Origin of the sequence: Burkholderia sp. BDU5 (genome assembly GCF_001522845.1) — a bacterium.
Lineage (GTDB): Bacteria > Pseudomonadota > Gammaproteobacteria > Burkholderiales > Burkholderiaceae > Burkholderia > Burkholderia mayonis.
Map to the genome: position 1 here is coordinate 123,616 of NZ_LOWC01000026.1, position 25,120 is coordinate 148,735.

23 protein-coding genes and 1 pseudogene are annotated in these 25,120 nt (G+C 67.4%); 11 read left to right on the forward strand and 13 right to left on the reverse strand.

The genetic code is table 11. From position 1 onward, the window contains the following. The first annotated feature begins 132 nt into the window (after positions 1-132). Together WS69_RS04935 and WS69_RS04940 are read left to right on the forward strand one after the other, a co-directional pair. A complete protein-coding gene (locus WS69_RS04935) occupies positions 133-1,539 on the forward strand; it encodes an APC family permease (RefSeq protein ID WP_059469682.1) in 1,407 nt (468 codons plus the stop codon). A 29-nt stretch (positions 1,540-1,568) separates the two neighbouring features. Beyond that, the gene (locus WS69_RS04940) at positions 1,569-2,699 is read left to right on the forward strand and encodes a DmpA family aminopeptidase (RefSeq protein ID WP_059469683.1); all 1,131 of its coding nucleotides are present in this window, start codon (positions 1,569-1,571) and stop codon (positions 2,697-2,699) included. On the opposite strand, the gene WS69_RS04945 is transcribed toward WS69_RS04940, so the two are convergent. The 3 genes from WS69_RS04945 to WS69_RS04955 all read right to left on the reverse strand — a co-directional run bounded on the left by WS69_RS04945 (position 2,690) and on the right by WS69_RS04955 (position 7,080). Further along, on the reverse strand, positions 2,690-4,339 hold the full coding sequence (locus tag WS69_RS04945; protein ID WP_059469684.1) for a histidine-type phosphatase: 1,650 nt from the start codon (positions 4,337-4,339) through the stop codon (positions 2,690-2,692). The genes WS69_RS04940 and WS69_RS04945 overlap by 10 nt on opposite strands. Positions 4,340-4,512: 173 nt before the next feature. Continuing rightward, the gene (locus WS69_RS04950) at positions 4,513-4,728 is read right to left on the reverse strand and encodes a hypothetical protein (RefSeq protein ID WP_059469685.1); all 216 of its coding nucleotides are present in this window, start codon (positions 4,726-4,728) and stop codon (positions 4,513-4,515) included. 126 nt (positions 4,729-4,854) lie between these two features. Then, positions 4,855-7,080, reverse strand: coding sequence for an FUSC family protein (locus WS69_RS04955; RefSeq protein ID WP_059469686.1), 2,226 nt, complete (start codon positions 7,078-7,080; stop codon positions 4,855-4,857). Positions 7,081-7,286: 206 nt separating this feature from the next. Here WS69_RS04955 and WS69_RS04960 point away from each other — a divergent pair, with 206 nt between their 5' ends. Then, positions 7,287-8,297, forward strand: coding sequence for a LysR family transcriptional regulator (locus tag WS69_RS04960; protein WP_059469687.1), 1,011 nt, complete (start codon positions 7,287-7,289; stop codon positions 8,295-8,297). Here the strand turns inward: WS69_RS04960 and WS69_RS32945 are convergent. The 3 genes from WS69_RS32945 to WS69_RS35450 form a co-directional block, all read right to left on the reverse strand. Then, positions 8,287-8,454, reverse strand: coding sequence for a hypothetical protein (locus tag WS69_RS32945; protein ID WP_156437940.1), 168 nt, complete (start codon positions 8,452-8,454; stop codon positions 8,287-8,289). The genes WS69_RS04960 and WS69_RS32945 overlap by 11 nt on opposite strands. Before the next feature lie 232 nt (positions 8,455-8,686). Continuing rightward, a complete protein-coding gene (locus tag WS69_RS04965; RefSeq protein WP_059469688.1) occupies positions 8,687-8,989 on the reverse strand; it encodes a DUF4148 domain-containing protein in 303 nt (100 codons plus the stop codon). A 67-nt stretch (positions 8,990-9,056) separates the two neighbouring features. Continuing rightward, a complete protein-coding gene (locus WS69_RS35450; RefSeq protein WP_059469689.1) occupies positions 9,057-9,290 on the reverse strand; it encodes a hypothetical protein in 234 nt (77 codons plus the stop codon). A 17-nt stretch (positions 9,291-9,307) separates the two neighbouring features. Between WS69_RS35450 and WS69_RS04975 the strand changes: the two genes are divergently transcribed. The 5 genes from WS69_RS04975 to codA all read left to right on the forward strand — a co-directional run bounded on the left by WS69_RS04975 (position 9,308) and on the right by codA (position 15,322). After that, positions 9,308-10,462, forward strand: a complete 1,155-nt coding sequence (locus tag WS69_RS04975) for a porin (protein WP_059469690.1) — start codon at positions 9,308-9,310, stop codon at positions 10,460-10,462. Between the two features lie 119 nt (positions 10,463-10,581). Beyond that, positions 10,582-11,046 (forward strand): VOC family protein, encoded by a 465-nt coding sequence (locus WS69_RS04980; RefSeq protein WP_059469691.1) that lies wholly within the window; start codon positions 10,582-10,584, stop codon positions 11,044-11,046. A gap of 529 nt (positions 11,047-11,575) precedes the next feature. After that, positions 11,576-12,838 carry a cytosine permease gene (gene codB / locus WS69_RS04990; RefSeq protein ID WP_059469693.1) on the forward strand — a complete coding sequence of 421 codons (1,263 nt, stop codon included), beginning with the start codon at positions 11,576-11,578 and terminating at the stop codon, positions 12,836-12,838. A 4-nt stretch (positions 12,839-12,842) separates the two neighbouring features. Next, on the forward strand, positions 12,843-14,075 hold the full coding sequence (locus tag WS69_RS04995; protein ID WP_059469694.1) for a PucR family transcriptional regulator: 1,233 nt from the start codon (positions 12,843-12,845) through the stop codon (positions 14,073-14,075). After that, positions 14,075-15,322 (forward strand): cytosine deaminase, encoded by a 1,248-nt coding sequence (gene codA, locus WS69_RS05000; RefSeq protein WP_059469695.1) that lies wholly within the window; start codon positions 14,075-14,077, stop codon positions 15,320-15,322. The genes WS69_RS04995 and codA overlap by 1 nt, the downstream gene beginning before the upstream one ends. 44 nt (positions 15,323-15,366) lie before the next feature. Here the strand turns inward: codA and WS69_RS05005 are convergent, their stop codons facing one another. From WS69_RS05005 to WS69_RS05020, 4 genes are all read right to left on the reverse strand, one after another. Continuing rightward, positions 15,367-16,671, reverse strand: coding sequence for an MFS transporter (locus WS69_RS05005; RefSeq protein WP_059469696.1), 1,305 nt, complete (start codon positions 16,669-16,671; stop codon positions 15,367-15,369). 193 nt (positions 16,672-16,864) lie between these two features. Beyond that, on the reverse strand, positions 16,865-17,797 hold the full coding sequence (locus WS69_RS05010) for a 3-keto-5-aminohexanoate cleavage protein (protein ID WP_059469697.1): 933 nt from the start codon (positions 17,795-17,797) through the stop codon (positions 16,865-16,867). Positions 17,798-17,848: 51 nt separating this feature from the next. Beyond that, positions 17,849-18,646, reverse strand: coding sequence for an SDR family oxidoreductase (locus WS69_RS05015; protein WP_059469698.1), 798 nt, complete (start codon positions 18,644-18,646; stop codon positions 17,849-17,851). A 155-nt stretch (positions 18,647-18,801) separates the two neighbouring features. Next, the gene (locus WS69_RS05020) at positions 18,802-19,518 is read right to left on the reverse strand and encodes a GntR family transcriptional regulator (RefSeq protein WP_059469699.1); all 717 of its coding nucleotides are present in this window, start codon (positions 19,516-19,518) and stop codon (positions 18,802-18,804) included. A gap of 31 nt (positions 19,519-19,549) precedes the next feature. Here WS69_RS05020 and WS69_RS32950 point away from each other — a divergent pair, with 31 nt between their 5' ends. Next, a complete protein-coding gene (locus WS69_RS32950; RefSeq protein ID WP_156437942.1) occupies positions 19,550-19,780 on the forward strand; it encodes a hypothetical protein in 231 nt (76 codons plus the stop codon). Positions 19,781-19,866: 86 nt separating this feature from the next. After that, a pseudogene (locus WS69_RS05025) lies at positions 19,867-20,476 on the forward strand (chloride channel protein); the annotation flags it as partial. Between the two features lie 334 nt (positions 20,477-20,810). On the opposite strand, the gene WS69_RS05030 reads toward WS69_RS05025, so the two are convergent. Together WS69_RS05030 and WS69_RS05035 are read right to left on the reverse strand one after the other, a co-directional pair. Further along, the gene (locus WS69_RS05030; protein WP_059469700.1) at positions 20,811-21,134 is read right to left on the reverse strand and encodes an H-type lectin domain protein; all 324 of its coding nucleotides are present in this window, start codon (positions 21,132-21,134) and stop codon (positions 20,811-20,813) included. 336 nt (positions 21,135-21,470) lie between these two features. Then, positions 21,471-22,814, reverse strand: a complete 1,344-nt coding sequence (locus tag WS69_RS05035; protein WP_059469701.1) for a cytochrome-c peroxidase — start codon at positions 22,812-22,814, stop codon at positions 21,471-21,473. Positions 22,815-22,887: 73 nt separating this feature from the next. On the opposite strand from WS69_RS05035, the gene WS69_RS05040 reads away from it, so the two are divergent. Continuing rightward, positions 22,888-23,097, forward strand: a complete 210-nt coding sequence (locus WS69_RS05040) for a hypothetical protein (RefSeq protein WP_059469702.1) — start codon at positions 22,888-22,890, stop codon at positions 23,095-23,097. A 4-nt stretch (positions 23,098-23,101) separates the two neighbouring features. On the opposite strand, the gene WS69_RS05045 is transcribed toward WS69_RS05040, so the two are convergent. Continuing rightward, the gene (locus WS69_RS05045; protein ID WP_059469703.1) at positions 23,102-24,769 is read right to left on the reverse strand and encodes a phospholipase C; all 1,668 of its coding nucleotides are present in this window, start codon (positions 24,767-24,769) and stop codon (positions 23,102-23,104) included. Between the last annotated feature and the right edge of the window lie 351 nt (positions 24,770-25,120).

Below are 25,120 nucleotides of genomic sequence, written 5' to 3' on the forward strand. Positions count from 1 at the left end.
GTCGGTCCATGTGCGACCCGGTTTGGCGTAACCCCAAGGGGGAATGGCGGCGCGCAATTTGGCTTCCTAGACTGCGCCCCATGCGTGGCCCGAGTATGGGCGTTCAAAAATCCCGCGGCAAAGGAGTGCAAGATGGCGATGATATCGGAGTCTTCGAGCGTGGCGTCCGCCGCGCCGGCTGAAGTGCGCGCACCGGATGCGCTCGTGCGGTCGCTCAGCGTGCGCGACGTCGTGATGATCACGGTGTCGGGCGTGACGCCCGCGAGCTCGATCTTCGTGATCGCGCCGTTCGCGATCCAGCAGGCGGGCAGCGGCGCGGTGATGTCGTTCGTGCTGGGCGGGCTGCTCGCGTTCGCGTTCGCGCTTTGCTACGCAGAACTGAGCGCCGCGCACCGCAGCGCGGGCGGCGAGTACGTGATGGTCAAGCGCGTGTTCGGCGCGCTGCCCGGCTATCTGACGTTCGTCGCGGTGCTCGCCGTCAACGTGTTCATCCCAGCCGTGCTCGCGAGCGGCGCCGCGCCTTACCTGAACGCCGCGCTCGGCACGCATTTCGGCAATCAGTCGGTCGCGCTCGCGATCGTGCTCGCGAGCTATGTTCTCGGCATCCTGAACATCCGGACCAATGCGTGGATCACCGGCGCGTTTCTCGTGATCGAGATCCTCGTGCTCGCGTTGATCGCGTATCTCGGCTTCTCCGAGCCGCATCGATCGGCGCTCGCGCTCGTGCACCCGGTCGTCGCGAACGGCGCCGCGCTCGTGCCCGCGACGCTCGCCGCGATCATGCCGGCCGTCGGCACGGCGATCTTCTGCTACAACGGCTTCGGCGCGGCCGTGTTTCTCGCCGAGGATCTCGAAGGCGGCAACCGCGACATCGCGAAGGCGGTGATCTGCTCGCTCGCGGTGATCCTCGTCGTCGAACTCGTGCCGCTGACCGCGATCGTGCTCGGCGCGCCGTCGTTCGTCGAGCTCGCGAAGAGCGCCGATCCGATCGGCTATGTCGTCAGCGCGCTCAGCAATCCCGGCGTGTCGCGCGTCGTGAGCGGCGGCATCTTCCTGTCGGTGTTCAATGCGATCATCGCGATCGTCATCATGGTCGGGCGCTTCCTGTACAGCAGCGGACGCCATGCGTTGTGGGCGCGCTCGTGCAACGGCGCGTTCACGCGCATCCATCCGCGCTTCGAGTCGCCGTGGATTGCGACGCTGACGCTCGCGGTGCCGTCGACGCTCCTCGTGTTCGTGTCGAGCCTCGACGAGCTGACTGCGTTCACCGTCGATCTGCTGCTGCTCATCTACCTCGCCGTCGGCGTCGCGGCGCTCGCGAGCCGCGTGATGCGGCGCGACGTCGATCATCATTACCGGATGCCATGGTGGCCGCTGCCGCCGGTCGTCGCGATCGCGGGCGCCGGGTATACGTTGTATACGACGATCGCCGCCGCGACGAAGCCGACCGACCTATACATCATCGCCGGACTCGCCGTCGTCTCGCTCGCGACCTACGCGCTCTGGGCGCGCCGCAGCACGGCGTTCCGCGAACTCTGACCAACGAACCGAGAGAGAGGACCATCAGCATGCGCACACGAGATCTGGGCATCCGCATCGGCCGCGGCAAGCCGGGACGCTTCAACGCGATCACCGACGTCGCGGGCGTGCGGGTCGGGCATCACACGCTGCACGTCGATGCGGGCGACGCGTCGGCGCACACGGGCGTGACGGTGATCGAGCCGCGCGCCGGCCGAGCGCGCGACGAGCCTTGCTTCGCAGGCGTTCACGTGCTGAACGGCAATGGCGACGCGACCGGGCTCGAATGGATCCGCGAGGCGGGGCTCTTGACGACGCCGATCGCTTATACGAACACGCATGGCGTCGGCGTCGTGCGCGACGCGCTGATCGCGATCGAGCGCGCGCAGGGCGGCGCGCGCGATCGCGATCATGTGTACTGGTGCATGCCGGTCGTGATGGAGACCTTCGACGGACTCCTGAACGACATCTGGGGGCAGCACGTGCAAGCCGAACATGTTGCGCAGGCGCTCGCCGTCGCGTGTTCGGGGCCCGTCGAGGAGGGCTGCGTCGGCGGCGGCACCGGGATGATCTGCCACGAGTTCAAGGGCGGCATCGGCACCGCGTCGCGTGTCGTCGCCGATGCGTCGGGCGGCTGGACGGTCGGCGCGCTCGTGCAGGCGAATTACGGGCAGCGCGCCGCGCTGCGCGTCGCGGGCTACCCGGTCGGAGAAGTGCTGCGCGACGCGCATTCGCCGTTCAGCGAGCCTGCCGCGGCGGGCGAGCCCGGAATGGGCTCGATCGTCGTGACGCTCGCGACCGATGCGCCGCTGCTGCCGCATCAATGCACGCGGCTCGCGCAGCGCGCGAGCGTCGGCCTTGCGCGCGTCGGCGGCGGCACTGACAACTCGAGCGGCGACATCTTCGTCGCGTTCGCGACCGGCAACACCGGCTTGCCGGTCGCGAGCTACGGACGCTCGGGGCCGACGACGATCGGCGTGCGGATGGTCGCCGACGCGCACATCTCGGCGCTATTCGACGCGGCGGCGGAAGCGGTCGAGGAGGCGATCGTCAACGCGCTCGTGGCGGCGACCGGTCTCGCGGCGCGCGGCGTGCGCGTCGACGCGCTCGGTGCGGCGCGGCTCGTCGATGCGATGCGCGAGACCGGATGGCGGCCGCGCACGGGCGACGCTCAGCCGTAGCCGTGGCAACGCTTCAGGCCCGCGTAGTCGTAGAAGCGGCTGCCGGGCGCGATGCGCGCGTCGTCGCATGCGGCCTGGAAATCGGTCTCGCGCTCGTTGTACAGCATCTTCACGATGAGCCGTGAACCGTTGCGGTAAACGTCCCACTGCAGGTTCGCGGCCATCGGCGACACCGTCTCGCCGCGCCACGGGTTGCTCGCGTATGTGTAGGTCTGCGCCTGCGGCACGGGCGCGAATACACTTTTGAGCTTCAGGATCGACGCGAACGGAATCACGACTTCGGCATGCGTGAAGCGCAGCTTCGCCGCGTTCGTCAGGTCGCCGCGCGCGATCGCATCGATCTCGCCGAAGAAGTCGTCGACGAGCCCCTGCGCCATCCGGTACGTGACCGGATTCGCTTCGGCGATGCCTGGGCCTTTCTCGTAGAAATCCTCGGCGTCCTGAAGATAGGCGAGGTACTCGGCCTGCGGCGCGGCGATGTAGCGCTCCATCGCGACGCCGCCTGTCTCGGTCGTCATCGCGGGCGCGACCTGCAGCAGGTTGTACAGCACGTTAGCGGCGTCGGCGGCCGACTTGATCTTCGTCTTGCCGTCGCCCTTGATCGTGTTGCCGAACTTGCCGTCCGCCGACGCGAACGTATACGTGCCCGTGTTCGAGAACGTGTAGCCCGTCGTGCCGAGCTTCGCGACGAAATCGGGCGTCACGAGGCCGGCGAGCACCGTCTGCGCGACCTGTGTCGTCTGCGGCGACTGTGCGATCGCATCGAGCTTCGCGGTGACGACGGAATTGCTCCCGTACGCCTGATACGCGATGCTGTCGCGATAGGTCGCGTAATACGGATCGGTCATCGACGTGACGAGATCGGTTGCGGGCTTCAGCGAGTGGAAGTACAGGAGAAAGCGGTTGACGCCCGCGGCTTGCGCGACGGGCGCGCCTTCCGGGTAGCCGGCCGGCGCGGGCGGCAGCGTGATCGACTGCGCGAGCGCGGGGCGCGCGGCGACGAGCGCGCCGGAGAAGTACGTCGAGCTGTCGACTGCGCGATCCTGGCCGGAATTGACGACGACGATCCTGCGCGGCGCGCTGCCGGCCGCCGCGCCCGCAACCGTGTCGAACAGCGCGGGCAGCCGCTGCAGCAGCCGCGCGGCGAGTTGCCGATGCTCTCGAATGCCGGCTTGCGTGAGATTGCCGTAACCGGGCGTCGAGATGCCCGCGACGCCGTAGCCGAGCAGCGCGTTCGCCTTCATCATCGTGAACGTGTCGGCCTTCAACTGCTGGCCGAGCGGCGTCAGCGCACCGTCGGCGTCGGCTTTTTGCAGCATCTCGTAAATCGCGCCGTCGTACTTGAAGCCGGACAGCCCGCGCGAGCCGTGGCGCGCGACCATCTCCGTATAGACGGGTGCGTAACCCGCGGGCGGCGCTTCGTAGGTCGATGCGTCTTGCTGCGGACGATAAGGCGTCTTCGTCTGATAGTAGGCGGGTGTCGCCGATGCCGGGGACGGTGCCGACGCGGGTGCATCAGGCGTCGGGTTCGGCTGCGCGGACGGCGGCGAGCCGTCGTCGTTCGCGTCATCGGCGCCGCAAGCGGCGAGCGCGGCGCACAGCAGGGTTGGAGCGAGAAGGCGGGAGAGGCGACGTTTCATCGACACGGAGGAGCGAAGGCTGATCGGCTTGAAGGCACCGCCGCTCGTCGAGACGTTGCGCGGACGGTGAATCGAGCGCGCAGTCTCGCAAAGGAATTTGACAGCTTGAAGTCATGAAACGGAAAGCTCTTCGCGAGCTTTCCGTGCAGGCGGGAGCGCGGCGCGCACGACGCTCAACTGCCGAAGTAGATGTTGCAGAAGCTGACCGGGCCGACGCATTCGTTCGGGTCTTTGCGGTCTTGATGGGCGGCGGGGACGCGGCCGGCGGATTGCACGGTCTCGGTGCGGTTCGCCGGTTGCCGGCCCGCGTCGGCGGCGGGTTGCGCGTGAGCAGCGGCCATGACGGCAGACAGCGACAGCGCGACGACGGCGATTTGCAGCGACTTCATTTGAATTTCTCCTTGAGGTTTTCCGTCTTGCGTGACGGTGATGAAACTATATGACTCGGATCGGATTGGATTAATCGGCCGGCCTGGGGAGCTTCTTTCCATTTCGCACAACGATCGTTCGGTGCGTCAGCCGCGCCTTGCGCGCTCGCGCTCGCGGGCGCGCGCGCCGCGATTGAATGGCGCGTCCTGGTCGATCAGCGCGCAGCGGATGAAGTGCAGGCAGCTCACGATGCGCTGCATCTGCCGGCGCTCGTCGGGCACCGCATACCACAGGTGCTGCGTGTGCTGGACCGCGCGGATCGCGAGATTGACCGACTTCAGCGCGCGCGCGAGCCGATGCGCGTCGGGCGTCTCGAAGAGCGGCGGCAGCGCCTCGCGCACCGCGTCGATCAGGACGGTCCAGCGCAGCGCCTGCGCGGGCTGCGCGGCCGTGAACGACTGCATCTCGCGGCGCAGGTCGATCACCGCGTGGCCGACTTCGAGCGTCGCGAGCATCCAGTGCAGCGCGTCGCGATGTCGTCGCGAGCGCTTCATCAGCAGGTTGCGCAGCTGCGACATCAGATCGTGCGAGCTCGACTGGAAGCGCTGGTCGAGGCCTTGCAGCGGGCCGTCGCACGCGAGCGTGACCTGGCGGCGCAAGTCGCGCGTGATCCGGCCGGTGAGCCACGGCATCTCTGCGGGGAAGATCACCGCGAACGCGAGCGACGCGGCGAGCATCGACGCGACGAGCGCAAGCCCGTTGTTCATCAGCGCGTCGGGAGCGTAGGCGATTACATTGTCGGGCCCCGCGAGCAGGCAGAAGAACACGACGAAGCCGATCCCGTAGCCGGACTTGCCGGGGCGTGTCGCGAGATACGCGCCCGCCGCGAGCGTGGGGGCGAGCGTCACGCACAGCAGCGGAAAGCCATCGATGTTCGGATACACGTAGCAGATGTACAGATAGCCCGCGATCGTCGCGAGCGCCGCGCCCGCGGCCATCTGCGCGACGAAGCGGCTCGCGCGCGGCGCGGTCGAGCTGAGCGCGCACGCGATCGCGGTGCCGATCACCGCGAGCCCGCCGCTCGACCATTCGGATGCGATCCAGAACGCGCTCATCGCGCCCATCGCGGCGAGCGTGCGCAGGAACGTGAAGCCGACGAAGTAGCGGTTGGTCTTCACCGCGTAGCGCGTGACCGAGCGCTCGAGCACGTGGCTGTCGAGCGCGAGCGACGCATGTGTCTCCGCATAGCCGAGGAAATCGTCGACGAAGCGGTAGAGCAGCTCGATCGCGGTGTCGAAGTCGAGCACGCCGGCGCTCGCGAGCGTCTCGACCGCGCGCCGCGACGCGCGCGCGCGCTTCGGCAGCGCGGCGAGATACGCGCTCAGCTCGACGAGCGCCGGCGCGGGCGCGCTCGCTTGCGCCGCGCGCTGCCGCGCGAGATCGTCACGCAGCGCGGACAGCACGGCCGGCAGCGCATCGACGTGCGGGGCGATCGCCGCGAGCACTTCGACCGCACGGTTCGCGCGCAGCCGCCTGAGCAACTGATGGAATGCATGGAGCCGTGCGCACGCGTTCATGAACTCGCTGTTCAGTCGCGCGAGCCGCCGGCTGCGCGCGCGGATGTGCGGATCCTCAAACGATGCGAACGCGCGCGTCGCCTCGAAGCCGACGATGCCGTCGACGAAATCGGCGAAGCGCCGCTCGAAATCGCTGCGTTCGACGGAGCCGGCCAGCGTGCTCGCGGCGAACGCGACGAAATCGGCGTGCCGGCCGTTCAGCGAGCGCATCAGCGCGTCGCTCGAGCTGACGGGAAACACGAGCGCGCTGACCGCGCCCGAGCAGAAGATGCCGACCGCGACTTCGGCCGCGCGCGTGAGCGCGGACAGGAACAGCGTGTTCGGCGCCATCACCGCGGGCAGGCCGATCAGCGCGGCGGTATAGCCGGCGAGCACGTAGCCGTACCAGCGGAAGTGCCGGTTGCGCACGGCGGCCGCGATGCAGCCCGCGACCCACAGCGTGATGCCCGCCATGTAGAGCTCCGGCTGCTGCGCGAACAGGCCGCCCAGCGCGAGCGCGGCGGCGAGCCCGACGCCCGTGCCGACGATGCGATAGAAGCTCTTCGCGAACACCATCCCGCTCATCGGCTGCATCAGCACGAACACAGTCGTCATCGCGATTCGCGGCTGCGACAGGTCGAGCAGCATCGCGATGCCCATCGCGAGCAGCGCGGCTGTGACCGTCTTCGCGAGATGCAGCCAGACGAGGCCGTCGCGGCCCGCCCAGTCGCACGCGAGCCTGCCGACGCTTCGCAGCCGCTCCTGCCATCGTTGCGGGTCGATGAGGATTCGCTGTAGCGTGGGCTCGTGCTTCATGGCTTGTGGCAGTGCTTCTGGCAGACGCATATCGAGGGCCTCCGGCCTGCGCGACGATGCCAGTCCCGGCCGGAGAGGCGCCGATTGTAGGAGCCGCGCGCCCGCGCATTAACGCAACTGCGGGGAAACCTTAGTTGCCGTGGCGGCAACAATGCGCGTGTCCCGCTGGAGGACAATATCGACTCTTCGGAATGTTTCGGACACGAATGGATACGTTACAGAACATGCGGGTGTTCGCTCGCGTGGTGGAGGCAGGCAGCTTCACGGCAGCCGCGCAATCGCTGAATTCGACGACGGGCGCGATGTCGCGCGCGGTGTCCGAGCTCGAGGCCCGGCTGCGCACGCGCCTGATGAACCGCTCGACGCGGCGTCTCGCGTTGACGCCCGCCGGCGAGCGCTATCTGCTGCGTTGCCGGCAGATTCTCGCGGACGTCGATCAGGCGGAAGAAGATGCGAGCTGCGCGCACGAGCGACCCGCCGGCGTGCTGCGGATGCATAGCTTCGCGAGCATCGGCCAGCATTACGTATTGCCCGCGCTGACCGCATACCGCGGCCAGCATCCGGACGTGTCGATCGAGCTCACGCTGTCGCAGCGGATGCCGGACCTGTTCGACGGATCGAGCGACATGGCGGTCGTGACCGCGTCGTCGCTGCCCGATTCCGAGCTCGTGTCGCATCTGCTCGGCTCGACGTTCAGCATTCTGTGCGCGACGCCCGCGTATCTGCGCGCGCACGGCGCGCCGCGCGCCCCGCGCGATCTCGCGCGGGGCGCGTGCCTGACGCTGCGCACGCCCGCGTTCCCGACGCACGAATGGCTGCTCGAAGGGCCGAACGGCACCGAGGAGATCAAGGTCGACGGCCCGGTGCAGACCAATACCGCCGAATCGCTCGCGGTCGCGATCCGCGCGGGGATCGGCATAGGCATGCTGCCGCTCTATGCGGCGATCGAAGACCTGCGCTGCGGCAATCTCGTGCGCGTGCTGCCCGCGCATCGGCTGCAGAAGATGAACGTCTATGCGCTCTATCCGTCGCGCCGTTTCATCGATGCAAAGGTGCGGACCTGGGTCGACGCGCTGCGCTTCCACATGCCGAAGATGATTGCGCGCGACGAAGCGATGCTGGCGGCGATCGGCGCGGAGGCGTCCGACGCGACGCAAAGCACGATCGCCGTGGCGCTCGACGTCGGCCTCGAATCGACGCACGCGCTCAGTCATTGATCGAGCTTTCGGTGGCGGCGGGACGCGCTGCCTCGCCGTTCCGGATGGACGGCGGCGCGTCGCGTATCGTGTCGCTTGCGGGCTTGGCGTGTTGCATTGTCGTGTCGAGAGCGGGACGTTGCGCGGCGCGGTCGAGGGTGGGTTGGATTCGCTGCATGTTCGCGTCGTCATTGCATCGTCATTGACCAGGCGATGAAACGATGTGCGAGTGGACCGGTTGCGCAATGCAACGGCGAGGCAGCGAAATAATGAAGCGGCAAACAGCAAACAGCAAACAGCAAACAGCAAACAGCAAACAGCAAACAGCAAACAGCAAAGAGACGATGCATCGCGCATCGCCTCTTCTTCCGTGATGTCTCCTTGCCCGACGTCTCCCGAGCGACGCTCGCTTATTGCGCGTTCGCCGCCGGCTTGCCGGCCTGCGTGGCGCCCGCGACAGCCGGACCGTGCGCGGACTCGGCGGCCTTGCGCGCGGCGAGACGTTTCGCTTCGAGACGGCGCTGCGCAGCCTGGATGTCGTCCGGATAGGTCGTCTCGTTGCCGCGCGACGGCTGATAGCCGACCGATTCCAGATCGGCGAGCTCCTGAATGACTTGCGCGCGCGTGAGCGAGCCGTTCGCTGATTGGGCAAACGAGACGACCGGTGCGGCGAGCACGAGTGCGGTGGCAACGGTGACGACGATCGATTTCAAGATGACCTCCAGTGTGATTCGATTCGATGCAGTTCGCGATGGACGATCCGAACTGACGAAGCAAAGTCTACGCAGCGGCCGCGCGTGGAAAAACCGGCGGCGCCGGTACGCAGCCTTCCAGATCGCACAACACTGAAAAGCAGAAGGGCGCGTCACGCAGCCAATCGGGGTGCGGTTGCGTGACGGAAATGTGTCCGTTCGTTCCGGCCTGCGCAAAGAAGCGCTGCGCGCCGGGCCGCTGATCCGGGACGGACGAATCCCTACACTCGATCGTCGTCGGATCGAGTCGTTTCATTTCCATCAACAAGGAGTTTCGTTGTGAAAAACATCCGGTTTGCATGCGCGACCGCAGGGGTCCTGGCCGCGACGGCCGCACACGCACAGAGCTCGGTCACGCTGTACGGGCTGATCGACGCGGGGATCATGTATACGAACAACGTCGCGAGCGGCAACGCGCACGGCGGCCTCGTGCAGGCGACGACGGGCGCCGTCAACGGCAGCCGCTTCGGCGTGCGCGGCGCCGAGGATCTCGGCGGCGGCCTGAAGGCGCTGTTCGTGCTGGAGAACGGCTTCAACGACGAAAACGGCAAGCTCGGCCAGGACGGCCGGCTGTTCGGCCGCTTCGCGTACGTCGGGCTGTCGGACAATCGTTTCGGCACCCTGACGATCGGCCGGCAGTACGATTCGCTCGTCGATTTCGTCGCGCCGCTGTCGGCGACGGCGGGCACGTTCGGCGACGCGAGCTTCGCGCATCCGTTCGACAACGACAACCTGAACCACTCGCTGCGAATCAGCAACGCGCTGAAGTACACGAGCAACACGTACGCGGGCTTCAAGTTCGGCGGCATGTACGCGATGTCGAACAGCACCGATTTCGCGACGAACCGCGCATACAGCTTCGGCGCAAGCTACACGCGCGGCCCGCTGAACGTCGCAGCCGGCTACTTGCAGATCAACGGCTCGAAGGGCGCGACCGCGAGCAGCCCGGGCGCGGTCGACGTCGTCGAACCGGCGGCGAACGGCAAGGGCGGCTTCTCGCTCGGCGCGGACCGGATGCGCTCGTACGGCGGCGGCGTCGACTACGCGTTCGGCCCGGCGACGGTCGGCTTCGTATACACGCGCGCCGAATACGAGAACACCGCGTCGTTCGGCTCGACGGGCGGCACGGTCCGCTTCGACAACTACGAGCTGAACGGAAAGTACCAGGTGACGCCCGCGTTCAGCGTCGGCGCCGCGTACACGTATACGGATGGCCACGTCGACGACACCGTCAAGTACGGTTCCGATCCGAAATGGCATCAGGTCGATCTGCAGGCCGTGTACCGTTTGTCGCTGCGCACCGACGTTTATCTCGAAGGAATGTATCAGCACGCATCGGGACGCAACTACGTGGCGATGATCAACACCGCGGGCGGCGCGTCGTCGACGGGGAATCAGGTCGTCGCGGCAGTCGGTTTTCGTACGCGCTTCTAACGATTCCGGCGGCGCGGCGCGGCGTGCGCAGTCGAGCGACAGAGCCCGAATCTATGGCTTGACAGGGCATGCGGCTTTGACGAAAGTGATTTCCCGTCAACGCCGAAGGAGCCGTTCAAATGCATGCCACATTCCGTCGTCCGTCGTTCAGCAGTGCGGTGTTCTACCGCGATCCGCGCGTCGCGCTCGAATGGCTCGAACGCGCGTTCGGCTTTACGCGCAGCCTGGTCGTCAACGATGCGGAGGGACGCATCGCGCACGCCGAGATGTCGTTCGGCGAAAGCGTCGTGATGATCGGCGCCGGCGGTTGGAGCGACTTCGCCGTCAGCCCGTCGTTGCTCGACGGCAAGAACACGCAATGCGTGCACGTACAGCTCGAGTCCGGCATCGACGCGCATTGCGAGCGGGCCCGCGCGGCGGGCGCCGTCATCCTGCAAGAGCCCGCCGATCAGTTCTACGGCGACCGCACGTACCGCGCTCGCGATCCTGAGCGACATGTCTGGACGTTCGGCCAGACGGTGCGCCGCGTTTCGCGAGAAGAAGCCGAGCAGCGCAGCGGGCTGACGATCGAAGGCTGGAAGTGAAAGCGGCGTGACGATGCGGCGTGCAGTTCGCACGGCGCATCGTTTCGTCTATCCGCGTCAAACCGTCACGCCGTTGCGTCGCCGCGAGAACGCGGCGTCGTTCCTCGTCTTCAAATCGATGTCCGTCTCGCGGGCAATCGGCCGCGCGCGGCGGCCCGGCACGTTCGCCGCCCGGCGTCGTCTCCACGTTTATCGGCGGGCTTTTCAGCACGCACGCCATGCCCGATTTCAACGGAATATGTCCGTCAAAATTCAGACATAATCGGCAATTTTTAAACGTAGAGGTGAATCGGTTATTGCGGCCCGAAATACTTCCATTTAATCGCATTATCGCGTTAAGCGATTTGCACAGTAGAATGGCGGCCGAGTGGCGGTATGATGCACGTCGCTTGTGCAAGGTGAATGACGAAGATTGTCCGCTTTGCAATATTCGAGTTCGATTTCGGGATGGATTGTCCGAATCGGGATGCGGCGGCCTTATTGACCGTGCATCATCCGTTCACGCTGGAATGCTGGAGACCAATAAACGATGGCGACACGGGGCGAATTCTCATTGAGCGAAGTGCCGGCGCACGAGCGCAAAGGCGTGCTGTCGATCACGATGGTGCTGCTCAGCTTCACGTTTTTCACGGGCACGATGTTCGCGGGCGGCAAGATCGGCGTCGCGTTTCGCGTCGTCGACATGTTGTGGGTCGCGGTTGTCGGCAACCTGCTGCTCGCTGTCTACGCGGCGGCGCTCGCGTTCGTCGCGTCGCGCAGCGGTCTGAACTCGGTGCTGATGGGGCGCTTCTGCTTCGGCGAGGTCGGCAGCAAGCTGTCCGACTTCCTGCTCGGCTTTGCCGAGCTCGGCTGGTATGCATGGGGCACCGCGACCGTCGCAATCGTGCTCGTCAAGCTGCTCGGCTGGCCCGCGTCGGTCACGACGCCGCTGATGGTGCTGTTCGGGTTCGGCTTCGCGATCACCGCGATCGTCGGCTATCGCGGGATGGACGCGCTGTCGCGCGTGTCGGTGCCGCTGATGTTCGTGCTGCTCGTCGTGTCGATGTGGATCGCGACGCGCGACGTCGGCGGCTGGCCCGGCCTCGCGAAGATCGTGCCGACGCAGCCGATGAGCTTCGCCGCCGCGGTCACGATGGTGTTCGGCACGTTCGCGAGCGGCGCGACCCAGGCGACCAACTGGACGCGGCTCGCGAAGAGCGGCCGCGCGGCCGTCGCCGCGAGCATGATCGGCTTTTTCGTCGGCAACGGCCTGATGATCGTCGCGGGCGCGTATTGCGCGATCGTCTATCAGCAGCCGGACATCGTCGAAGTGATGATGCTGCAAGGGCTGTCGATCGCGGCCGTCGTGATGCTCTGCATGAACCTGTGGACGATCCAGGGGCCGACGATCTACAACGTGTCGGCGGCCGCGTGCCATTTGCTGCGCACCGAGCGTCGCCGCGCGCTGACGCTCGTCGGCGCGGCGGTCGGCATCGTGCTCGCGATCGGCGGCATGTACGAACTGTTGATTCCGTTCCTGATCCTGCTCGGCTCGATCATCCCGCCCGTCGGCGGCGTGATCCTCGCGGACTTCTGGTATCGCCACCGCGGCCGCTATCCGGCGATCGCGACCGCGCCGCTGCCGCGCTTCAACGTCGCGGGGCTCGCCGCGTATGCGATCGGCGCGGCGCTCGCGTATGCGTCGCCGTGGATCGCGCCGCTCGTCGGCATTGCCGCGTCGTCGCTCTGCTACATCGTGTTCGTGCAGGTCGCGAGCCGCATCGCGCGTGCGCCGTCGATCCAGGGGGAGTGAAGCGATGAGTCTGACCGTCAGCGAGATCCTGCAACTGCCCGGCCTCGAAGAGCTCGAGCTGCGCGCGGGTGAGCGCGGCGTGCAGCGGCCGGTGCGCTGGTACTACGTCGCCGAGAACGAAGGCATCGCCGACTGGGTGATGGGCGGCGAGCTCGTGTTCGTCACCGGGATCAATCATCCGCGCGACGAGGCGAACCTGCTGCAATTGATTCGCGAAGGCGCGAAGAGCGGCATCGCCGGGATGGTGATCCTCACGGGCGAGGCGTTCATCCGCCGCATTCCCGATTCGGTCGTCGCGCTCGCCGAGCAGCTCGGGATTCCGCTGATCGAGCAGCCGTATCTGCTGAAGATGGTGATCGTCACGCAGCTGATCGGCACAGCGCTCGTGCGACACGAGAATACGCTGCGCTCGCAGCGCGACATCGTCAACCAGCTGCTGACGGGCGATTACCCGAGCATCGACATCGCGGCCCATCGCGCGCGCAACCTGCAGCTCGCGCTCGACCGGCCGCGCCGCGTCGTCGCGCTCAGGCTCGCGGGCGTGCCCGCGCTCTTCGACGGCCGCGATCCGGCCGCGGCCGAGACGCTGCTGCAGGATGCGCGGCGGACCGTCCAGCGCGGTCTCGACGACTGGCTGCGCGACGAGAACGGCGCGCTGCCCGTCGTCGAGCAGGGCGAACTGTTCGTGCTGCTGCTGCCGTGCGACGATCCGCGCTTTCGGAAGAGCAAGCTCGCGCTCGGCGCGCTGCGCGACGCGCTGAGCCGGCAAATCGGCCCGCTCGCGCTGTTCATCGGGATTTCGTCGACGGTCGGCGCCGCGCGCCATTACTGCCGCGGGCTCGCCGAGGCGCGGCAGGCGCTCGGCGTCGCCGAAGGGATGCGGCCGGGGCAGGGCCTGTGCGATTACAGCGAGCTCGGCGTGCTGAAGCTGCTTGCGGCGATTCCCGATCCGACGCTGATCGACAGCTTCGTGAAGGAAACGCTCGGTAATCTGCTCGACAGCAACCGCAAGCACCCGACGATGCTGATCGAGACGCTCGAGGCGCTGCTTCAGGAAAACGGCAATGCGATCAAGACGGCCGAGCAATTGGCGATCCATCGCAACACGCTCAATCACCGGCTGCGCAGGATCGAGACGCAGTCGGGGCAATCGCTCGCCGATCCGTATTTTCGGTTGAACGCGTCCGTCGCGCTGCTCGCGTGGCGGATGTCGGACACGCAACGACAGGAGTTCTGATGAAGCTCATCAACGCGACGCTGCGCAAGCGCAGCGGTCTTTTCAGCATCGCGCTCGACGGCGGCGCGATCGCGAGCGTCACGCCGCAGTCGGCGCGCGTCGCCGCGCAGGGCGCGGACGATATCGACGTCGAAGGCCGGCTCGTGATTGCGCCGCTCGTCGAGCCGCACATCCATCTCGACGCGGTGCTGACGGCGGGCGAGCCCGAATGGAACATGAGCGGCACGCTGTTCGAAGGCATCGAGCGATGGTCGCAGCGCAAGGCGACGATCACGCACGAGGACACGAAGACGCGCGCGCACGCGGCGATCGCGATGCTGCGCGATCACGGGATCCAGCACGTGCGCACGCACGTCGACGTCACCGATCCGACGCTCGCCGCGCTGAAGGCGATGCTCGAAGTGAAGGACGAGGCGCGCGGCCTGATCGATCTGCAGATCGTCGCGTTTCCGCAAGAAGGGATCGAATCGTTCGACGGCGGCCGCAGGCTGATGGAGCAGGCGATCGAGATCGGCGCGGACGTCGTCGGCGGCATCCCGCACTTCGAGAACACGCGCGAACAGGGCGTGAGCTCGATCCGGTTCCTGATGGATCTCGCCGAGCGCACCGGCTGCCTCGTCGACGTGCATTGCGACGAGACCGACGATCCGAACTCGCGCTTTCTCGAAGTGCTCGCCGAGGAAGCGCGCGTGCGCGGGCTCGGCGCGCGCGTGACGGCGAGCCACACGACCGCGATGGGCTCGTACGACAACGCGTATTGCTCGAAGCTGTTCCGCTTGCTGAAGCGCTCGGACATCAACTTCATCTCGTGTCCGACCGAGAGCATCCATTTGCAGGGCCGCTTCGACACGTTCCCGAAGCGCCGCGGCGTCACGCGCGTCGCCGAGCTCGACCATGCGGGGATGAACGTGTGCTTCGGGCAGGATTCGATTCGGGATCCTTGGTATCCGCTCGGCAACGGCAACATCCTGCGCGTGCTCGACGCGGGGCTGCACATCTGCCACCTGATGGGCTATCAGGATCTCGCGCGCAGCCTCGACTTCGTCACCGACCACAGCGCGCGGACGATGCATCTCGGCGAGCGCTACGGGATCGAGCCGGGACGGCCCGCGAATCTCGTCGTGCTCGACGCGAGCGACGACTACGAAGTGCTGCGGCGGCAGGCGAAGGCGCTGCTGTCGATTCGCGGCGGCGACGTGATCATGCGCCGGGTGCCCGAGCGCATCGACTATCCGGTCGTACGCTGACGCACGGCGGCGGGGCATATGCGTTCCGTCGCCGCCGTGCGCCGTCATTCGTGCCCGTGCTTGAGCCGCAGGCTCGCGAATGCGGCGACGACGAGCGCGATCGCGAGGAACGCGAGGCCGTTCTTCGCGTTGCCGGTCGCCTGCTCGATCGTGCCGACGACGGTCGGGCCGACGAAGCCGCCGAGCAGGCCGCATGTGTTGACGAGGCCGAGCCCGCCCGCGAGTGCGCTGCCGGACAGCCGTGACGCGGGGAACGTGAACACGATCGACTGCACGACGAAGAACATCGACGCGGCGACGCACACGCTGAGGAGCGCGGCCGCGGGCTGCGCATACGCCGCGCAGACGAGTCCCGCCGCCATCACGACGAGCCCCGCGCACAGCATCCGCCGCGACTGCGACGAGTCGCGTGCGAAGCGCGGCAGCGTCGCCGCGCCGAGCGCCGCGGCGATCCACGGCATCGCGGCCAGCAGGCCGATGACGATGGGCGTGAAGCGCCCCGATTCGCCGATGATGCCGGGCAGGAAGAAGATCATCGTGTAGATCGTCAGTTGATGGCAGAAATACACGAAGATCGCGAGCCAGATCTGCGGATCGCGCAGCGCGATGCCGAACGTATGCGTCCCGTGCGCGGACGCGCCCTCCGCCTGTTCGCTCGCGAGCGTGCGTTCGAGCGCGCGGCCGACTTCGGGCGCGAGCCAGCGCGCGTCGCTCGGCCGGTCCGGCAGGCGGGTCCAGACGACGAATGCAAGCGCGATCGCCGGAATGCCTTCGATCATGAACAACCATTGCCAGCCGTGCAGCCCGAGCGCGCCGTCGAGTTCGAGCAGCGCGCCCGCGAGCGGGCCACCGACGATGTTCGCGATGCACACGCCGAGCAGAAAATAGCCGGTCGCGCGTGCGCGTTCCTCGCGGCCGAACCAGTAGGTCAGATACAGCATCACGCCGGGAAAGAGCCCGGCCTCGGCGGCGCCGAGCATGACGCGCATCGCATAGAACGACGTTTCGCCGCGCACGAGCGCCATCGCGACCGACAGCGCGCCCCACGTGATCATGATTCGTGTGATCCAGAACCGCGCGCCGACGCGATGCATGATCAGATTGCTCGGGATCTCGAAGAGCGCGTACGTGAGAAAGAAGAGTCCCGCGCCGAGGCCGTAGGCGGCCGACGAAATGCCGAGATCGACGCCCATCGAATGCTTCGCGAACGCGATGTTCGTGCGATCGAGGAAGCTGATCACGTATGCGGTGATGAGGAGCGGCATCAGCTTGCGGAACAGCAGGCGGTTCAGCGACGTGCGGGCGTCGCCGGCGGGTGGACAAAGGGCTTCGGCGTGGTGAGCGGACATGGGTGCGACTCCGGTGGGAACGAGCCGGAGCGCACGGCAAGCACGGCGCTCCGCGTTCAGATGACGGGCAGATGCGCAGGTCGCGCGCCGGCGGCGCTCGTCGGGAGCGGGGCGAAAGGCGGCCTGCCGGGCATCGGCCTGCGCCGATGCCGCGTTTCTGCGCTTGCGTGTCGAATGGTCGGGCGGCGCGTCGTCAGAAATTGACCGCGTCGCCGCCCTTGAGCGCGAGCATCGCGCGCGCGTCGGCGGGCGTCGCGATCTCGAGCGACAATCCTTCGAGCACCTGACGAATCTTGCGCACCTGGGCGGCGCTCGATTCGGCGAGCTTGCCCGGCGCGATCCACAGCGAATCCTCGAGGCCGACGCGCACGTTCGCGCCCTGCGCGGCGCCGATCGTCGCGAGCGGAATCTGGTTCTTGCCCGCGCCGAGGATCGACCACACGTAGTCGCCGCCGAACAGGCGGTCGGCCGTGCGGCGCATGTGCGCGAGATCTTCCGGATGCGCGCCGATGCCGCCGAGGAGGCCGAACACGCTCTGGATGAAGAACGGCGGCTTCGCGAGTCCGCGATCGACGAAGTGCGCGAGGTTGTACAGGTGCGAGAGGTCGTAGCACTCGAATTCGAAGCGCGTGCCGTTCGCGCCGCAGCTCGTCAGGATCGTCTCGATGTCCGCAAAGGTGTTCTTGAACACGAGGTCGCGGCTTTTCTCCAGATGCTCGCGTTCCCACGGATGTCTGAATTCGCGGAACCGCTCGAGCATCGGATAGAGGCCGAAGTTCATCGAGCCCATGTTCAGCGACGCGACCTCGGGCTGGAAATGATGCGCGGGACGCAGCCGCTCCGCGACCGTCATGTGCGGGCTGCCGCCCGTCGTGATGTTGATCACCGCGCCGGTGCGCGCCTTGATGCGCGGCAGGAATTCGGCGAACACGGCCGGGTCTTGCGTCGGCCGGCCGTCGGCCGGATCGCGCGCGTGCAGGTGCAGGATCGCCGCGCCGGCTTCGGCGGCCGCGACCGCCGCTTCCTCGATCTCGCGCGGCGTCACGGGCAAGTGCGGCGACATCGACGGCGTGTGGATCGCGCCCGTCGGCGCGCAGGTGATGATGACTTTGCGGGTGCTGGCCACGTTAGGGCTCCTTTCGATGCTCGACCGTGAATGGCGATGGTTGATGGCGCGTCAGAGCGCCTCGACGTTGCCGCAGACGGAAATCGCCTGCCCGGAAATCCCGTGGCCGCCCGGCGAGCAGAGGAACAGCGCCGTCGCGGCGATCTCGTCCGGGTCGGTCATTCGCCGCAGCGAGATCTTCTCGAGATAGCGCGCTTCCATCCGATCGTAGTCGATGCCGAGCTGCGCGGCCCGCGCTTCGATCACGCGGCGCATCCGCGGGCTGCGGACGATGCCCGGCTGGATCGCGTTCACGCGGATGCCGAGCGGGCCGAGTTCGATCGCGAGGCTTTTCACGAGGCCGACGACCGCCCATTTGGTCGCCGAGTACGGCGTGCGGAACGCATAGCCCAGGCGTCCCGCGACCGACGACAGCGCGATGATCGCGCCGCCGTGCGGCGCGTCGCGCAACAGCGGCACCGCGCGCCGCGCGAACTGGAACTGCGCGTTCAGGTTGATCGCGACCGTCTGCTCCCATTGCGCGGGATCGATTTCGTCGATGCCGCCCGTCGGTCCGGCGATGCCGGCGTTGTTGACGAGCACATCGAGCCCGCCGAGCGTTTGCACGACGTCGGCGAACACGCGCTCGACGGCGGCCGGATCGGCGACGTCGGCGAGCGTCGTGCCGAGCGCGGCGCGCGACGGGCGGTCCGCAAGCCCGGCGAGCGCCTTCTCGGATGCGTCGCAGACGTGAACCTTGCCGCCGCATTCGGCGAACGCGTCGGCGATCGCGAGCCCGATGCCGGACGCGCCGCCCGTCACGAGTACGCGCAGACCGGCGTATGGCTTCAGTAGATCGAGTGCGGCCATGAGTGTCTGTCTCCAGTGATGTCTGTGGTTTTTTTGTGACGTCGCCGTGGTTTTCTCGGCGATCTGCAATCGTCGATCGCTCGCCGCGCCGCCGATGACGGCCCGGATGTGCGACGGGCGGCGCGCCGCGCGGCTTGCCTCGAAGGCTGCACCGCTTATTCGTTCGCGAGCCGGCGCGGCCCGAGTCGTTCGCGTTCGGCCGCGAGCGTCGCGGCGAGATCGTGCGCGGCGCCGCCGATGTCGAGCGCGATGCCCGCGCGCACGCCCGCGCCGTCGCGGCGCTCGAGCGCGTCGACGATCGCGCGGTGCGCGTCCATCGAGCGCCGCATGTGCGGGACGTCGAGCGCGACCATGTTCAGGAACGGGCCGATTCGCATCCAGAGGTTCTGGATGATCGCGCGCGTGCTCTCGCTCGCGCCGTGCGCGTAGATCGCGCTGTGGAACGCGAAGTTGCTTTGCAGGTACGCGCGGCTTCGGCCGGCTTCGACGTGCGCATTCATCGTCTCGCAGATGCGCCGCACTTCGGCGATCTGCGCGTCGGTCATCCGCGTCGCCGCGCGCTCGGCGACGCAGCCTTCGAGCGCGATCCGCACGTCGCGCAGCTCGCCCAGCATCTCGACCGTCATCGGCGGCACGACGAGCGCGCGGTTCGGGCCGTCGACGAGCGCACGCTCCGCGCGCAGACGCGTGAGCGCGGCGCGGACCGGCATCGTCGACGAGCCGACCGCCTCGGCGACGCTGCGCAGGCTGAGCGCCTGGCCGGGAGCGAAGCGGCCGCTCATCAGCGCCTGGCGGAGTTGCTGATAGACCTTGTCGGCCATCGTTTCCTGTTCGATGGCCTTGAGGGCGGGGGGGACGATGCGCGGCGCCAAAACGGACTCCTCAGGGTTTGATATGTGATCCGTGATCACACTTGTCATGTCACGCAGTGTTGTCGATGCGATGCGAGGAGTCAAGCGCGCGGCGATCAGGGAAAACGCGGGGGTCGTCGTGCCGACGCATCGAGCGAGACGTCGCTTCGGCGCGGTGCGGGAGATCGCGTCGCATGCGTGCGGTGAGGCGCCCGCGGCGCATCGCGCCGGAATGAATGCGCTGAAATCATCACTGGATCAGAAAAAGCCATTCGTTTCATGATCTGGCGGCGCATACGATGGTGCCATTCGTTCCCGTCGCGCTTGCTTGTCGATGCATGCGCGCGCTCATTCGATTCGTCATCGCTCATGTCCACCCCGATCGCATCCGCTTCGTCCGTTCCCGCCGCTCCGGCCGCTCCGGCCGCGCCCGCCGCTGCTCGCGGTTCGCGCGTCGAGTTCGCGGCCGTCACGCTGCTGACGGGCGTCGGCGCGGGCCTCGGCGGGATGCTGCTCGCGCCGCTGCTGCATGCGATCCGGCACGTCGCGTACGGATACGACGTCGCGCAAGTCGTCGGCGACGAGCGCTTCCTGCAGGACATGACGGCCGCGCCGCCGCTGCGGTGCATGCTCGTGCTGATCGGCTGCGGCGTCGTCGCGAGGGGGAGGCTGGTGGGCGCTGTACCGGTTCGGCGCGCCGCTCGTCAGCATCCGCCGCGCGGTGCGCGCCGACGATCCGCGGATGCCGGTCGTCAGCACGATGGTGCATGCGCTGCTGCGGATCGTCACGGTTGCGCTCGGCTCGCCGCTCGGCCGCGAAGTCGCGCCGCGCGAGACCGGCGCGATGTGGGCCGGGTGGCTCGCGCATCGCCTGCAGGCAGCCCGACGCGATGCGCGCGCGATGGTCGCGTGCGGCGCGGGCGCCGGGCTTGCCGCCGTCTACAACGTGCCGCTCGGCGGCACGCTCTTCGTGCTCGAAGCGAGTTGCTCATGCATCCGCCGAATCGAACCGGACGATAGCATCGTCCTCGCCGACGGTGCGACGACGCGCCGCGTATCAGGCCGAATGCCGCATGCGGATCGCGGAAGGCAGGCATGATCCGCCGAGCGCAAGACGGCTTCGCCTCTCGCACGTCAGGCATGAAGCGGAAACGGATCGAAGGAACGGTGCGCCGCGCATATATGGCGACAGCGTGAGGCGCGCAGTGACGATCGGCAATGCCCGTTGCATCGAGCATGCGACGGGCACCGCCGAATTCCGCGCAGCGACGCGCTATGCATCGCTTGGCGCGAGCACGGCGCGCGATGACACGTCAGGCGGGTGTCTCGGCGATGTACGACAGATGGAGATTCTGCCCCCAGCCGCTCGTCGTATAGTCGGCGCCGACATAATCGGTGCGACAGATGTTGACCGTGAAATCGGTGTTGGTGACGCTGATCACGGTGACCGCGAACGTGTCGGGGTAAGCGGGCGTGTGATTCGGATCCTGCAACGTACTTGCGATGACGATCGGCCTGGTGGTGAACGGGGCCGGGAACGGAATCTTGACGGTCAGCGGCGTGTTGGTCCACGGCTTGCTGGCCGGCAGTTTCTCGCGCGGACCGACCACGTGCGTACCGACGAATTTTTGCGTCATGTCGAATTCTCCATGGTTTTATTGATGTGGAGCGATGCACGGACGCGTCGAGCGACGGGCGACCGTAGGCACGTTATAGAAACCGTACGAAGCGCGGAACAACCAGGAAGTCTTGTAGGTTGCGCATGTCGACTGTCGATGAGCGGAAGCCGCGAACGCGGAGCGGGGCGAGCGGGAGACGCCCCCGTTCCGCGATCGATCCGGCGCACGAAAGCGAGTGCGATGCGGCGGGCCCGAAGCGTGTCGCACGCGGCCCAGGTTCTCGAGCCGGCCGAGACGGAAATCGTGAATGCAATCGATCGTTCGCGATTTCCGTCGCCGCGCTTCGTGTGAAGGTCAGCGCTTCCCGTCGGTCAGCGTCTTCAGAAACGCGACGATGTCGCGCATGTCCTGCTCCGTCATCGCCGGTCGATCGCCGGGCTTGCGGTCGAACGGCGCGTCGGCGACGTCGACGTTCGCGCGGTATGCGGGCGGGATGTCGTCGTATTGCAGCACGCGACCGCTTGCGTCGCGCGGATAGATCTTGCCCGGATCGGTATTGCGCACGTTGTAGAACGCGAGCACCTGATCGAGCGAGTGATAGACGCCGTTGTGAAAGAATACGCGGCGCGTCGCGACGTTGCGCAGCGACGGCGTCGCGAACATCCCGCAGTATTGCGTCTGCGTCTTGAGGTCGTCGCGGAACGGCCCGCAGATGCCGAGATCGTGGAACGCCGGATTGCGGTTCTGCGCGAGCGCGCGGTTGCGCGGCACGCCGAGCGCTTCGTACTGGTAATCGGTGAACATCGGCGGCAGCCCGTCGACGCTCGGCTTCGACAGATGGCAGCCCGCGCAATTGGCCTTGTGCGGATCGTCGAAGAGCCGCAGCCCGCGCAACTCGGCCTGCGTGAGGCGCGCGTCGCCTTCGAGCCAGCGGTCGTATTTGCTCGAATACGGATGGAACGACCGATCCTCGACCTGGTAGCGCGCGATCGCGAACATCGCTTCGGACACCGCAAGACGCGCGTCGTCGAAGATGCGCGGGCCGAACAGTTGCCGGAACTGCTGCGCGTACCGCGCGTTCGCGAGCTTGCGCGCGACGTCGTCGATGCTCGCGTTCGCCATCTCGACAGGATTCAGCAGCGGACCGAATGCCTGCTGCTGCAGCGTATCCGCGCGGCCGTCCCAGAACATTCCGCCTTGCGGCACGAGTTGCGGCGCGGCGTCGGCGCCCGCCGTCTTCTGCGCGCGGACGACGCCCGCTGCCGACGCGGCCTGCTGCGCGACGCTCGCCGCGTCGTCGTTCTCGGATGCGTCGGGACCGATGCTGAAGTTCGGCTGACGGTACAGATACATCAGCGACGGCGGCGGCCGGTAGCCGGGCTGCGACAGCGCGGCGCCGCCCAGTTGCACGTCGAGATCGTTCGGCGGCCCGTATGCATGGTCTGGGCTGTGGCACGACGCGCACGACTGACGGCCCGACGCGGACAGCGACGGATCGAAGAACAGTGTTTTGCCGAGCTGCGCGACCACGCTCAACGGCTCGGCGGCCGGGCGGCGCAGCACGACCGGATGCGGATTCGCACCCGTCAGGTCTTCGACGATCGCGCCGACCGCGTCCGGCGCATGCTCGGGAAATGCGAGCGCGAATGCGGCGAATGCGAATGCGCCGAACGCGGCGAGCGACAGCGCGTGACGCACGGCGCGCGCATTGCGGCGGGGTGCGTCGACTGATGCGGCGGCACGCGCCGACGCGGCGGATTCGGCGAACGGAGTGGACCGGTCGGATCCGGCGGAGCTGGAGCGGGAAGAAGAGGCGGGCTGGGCGGAAAGCGGCTCGGCCATGCTGGAACGTTCGGTCGTCATCGTGCGAATGAAAAATCCGGCGCATGCGCCGCCGGAACGACGGCGGCCGGCGCTGTGCGCGCCGGCCGGTTGCGGGTCGGACGCGTCGAGCGGTTGCGCGCCGCGCGACGCCCGATGATCGGTCAGATCGAGGGCGGCGTCGCGACCTTCGTGCCGAGCGTCGGATCGAGATACAGCGGCGTCGTGTTCACCGTGCCCGAGAAGTCGAACAGATCGCGGATGTCGCCTGCCGTCGCATCGAACGAGCCGCCGCCGATCCGCTGGCCGCCCAGCCAGTTGTCCTCGATGAAGCGGACGATCGACGCCTGATCGATCAGCGCGTGGCTCACGTAGTTCTGCTTCGCCCACGGCGACACGACGACGAACGGAATCCGCGTGCCGGGGCCGCAGCGGCCGTTGACGGCGCCGCCGCCTACGCCCGTCGTCGCCGCGCCGGAGCCGCACACACCGTTGCCGTTCAGCTGATCGACCGCGTCGAACGACGCGCGCGTCGGCTTCGTGTACGCATGGTCATACCAGCCGTCCGAGTCGTCGTACGTGACGATCACCGCGGTGTTCTGCCAGTCGGGCTGCTGCTGAAGGAAGTTGATGACTTTCGTCACGAACTGTTGCTCGTCGAGCGGATCCGAGTAGCCGGCGTGCGCATCCTGCGCGGCGGGCGCCTTCAGGAAGCTGACCGACGGGAAGTTGCCCGCCTTCACAGCCGCGAAGAAGTCGTCCGAATCGTACTGGTGGTTCGCGGGCTCGGCCGTCTTGCCGTCCGTCTCGACGCTCGCGCCGATCGCGGCGACCGAGCTCGGGCGCGTGTGCTGCGGGTTGGCGGTCGACGCGTAGTACTGGAACCAGTTGTGGTGCGGGATGTAGTCGGACGTCGCCGCGTTCACCGCGGTCGCGATCGTGCTGCGCTTGCAGCCCGTCGTGCCGTTCGCGTTCGTCGTCGACAGGTTGAAGCCGCCCATGAAGCCGCCCCACGTGATGTTCCGCGCGTTCAGCAGATCGCCGATGTTCTTGCCGGACATCATCGCCTGGTCGGTCGTGCTCGAGCATGCGTCAAAGCCCGGGTCGACGTCGTTGATCATCGTGAGGCCGCCCTGGCCGTCGTTGATGTAGTACGACGTCTTCGCGAGCGTCGACACGGCCTTCGACGTCTTCACGATCTGCATCCCGTCGGTCTGGCCGGCGATCACGTTGAGCGCGCCCGGCGTCGACGGACCGTAGGTCGACGTGTATGCGTTGTCGCTCATCGCGAAGCGCTGCGCGTAGTTCCACAGCGCAGTCACCGTGTTGCCGTCGAAGTAGCCCATCACCTGGCCCGTCGTGCCGAACGCGCCGGCGCCGCCGCTCGAGCCGTTGCCGGTGTATTTCGGGAAGAGGTCGGCGAGGCCGTTATCGTACGCCTGCTCTTCGGCGGTGTACGCGTGGTTCTGGTCGGCCGTCGCGGCCTGCGTGCGGTCGAGGCGGAACGGATTCGTCGCGCCCGTGCCGTTCGCCGGATTCGTCGCGTTCGGGTTCGCGGTCAGCAGCAGGCCCGACAGGCCGTTGATCGACGGCGTGCCCGACGCGGCGCTGAACGCCGGCTCGCCCGACGGGTTCGCGGCGTTCGGATAGGTGCCGAAGTAGTGGTCGAACGACACGTTCTCGCCGTAGATCACGACGAGATGCTTGATCGGCGTCGCGGTCTGCAACGCGTTTTGCGATGTGACGGGCGCCGCGCTGTCGGTGTCGCCGCACGCATAGAGGGCGATGGCTGATCCGACGCACGCGGTGGCGATCAAGGCTCGACGAAGCATCTGGTAGGACTCCAATGAAAGACCGCTCGAGCGACGCGAATCCGTGGCGGATCTCGCGACGGAAATCGGCTGCGCGGGAAGGGCTAGCGTCACGAGCGCGCCGCGCCGTGCGCCGGAAACGAAACGGCTGCATTGGACCAGTTTGGTATGAAGCTATGGAGGCGATGTGCCTTCGATAAAATTACAGGCGGATGTCGGCGGCATTACGGGCGGGGGCGTGGGGAAGCGGGCCATGCGCCAAGCCGAGCATGCGTGCGGCTTGCGCCGCGTCGTTGCGCGTCGCGCACGTGACGGCGCGCGACGTGCGACGCGGCGTTACTTCGCCTTGCTGCGAGCGATGGCGTGCGGCAT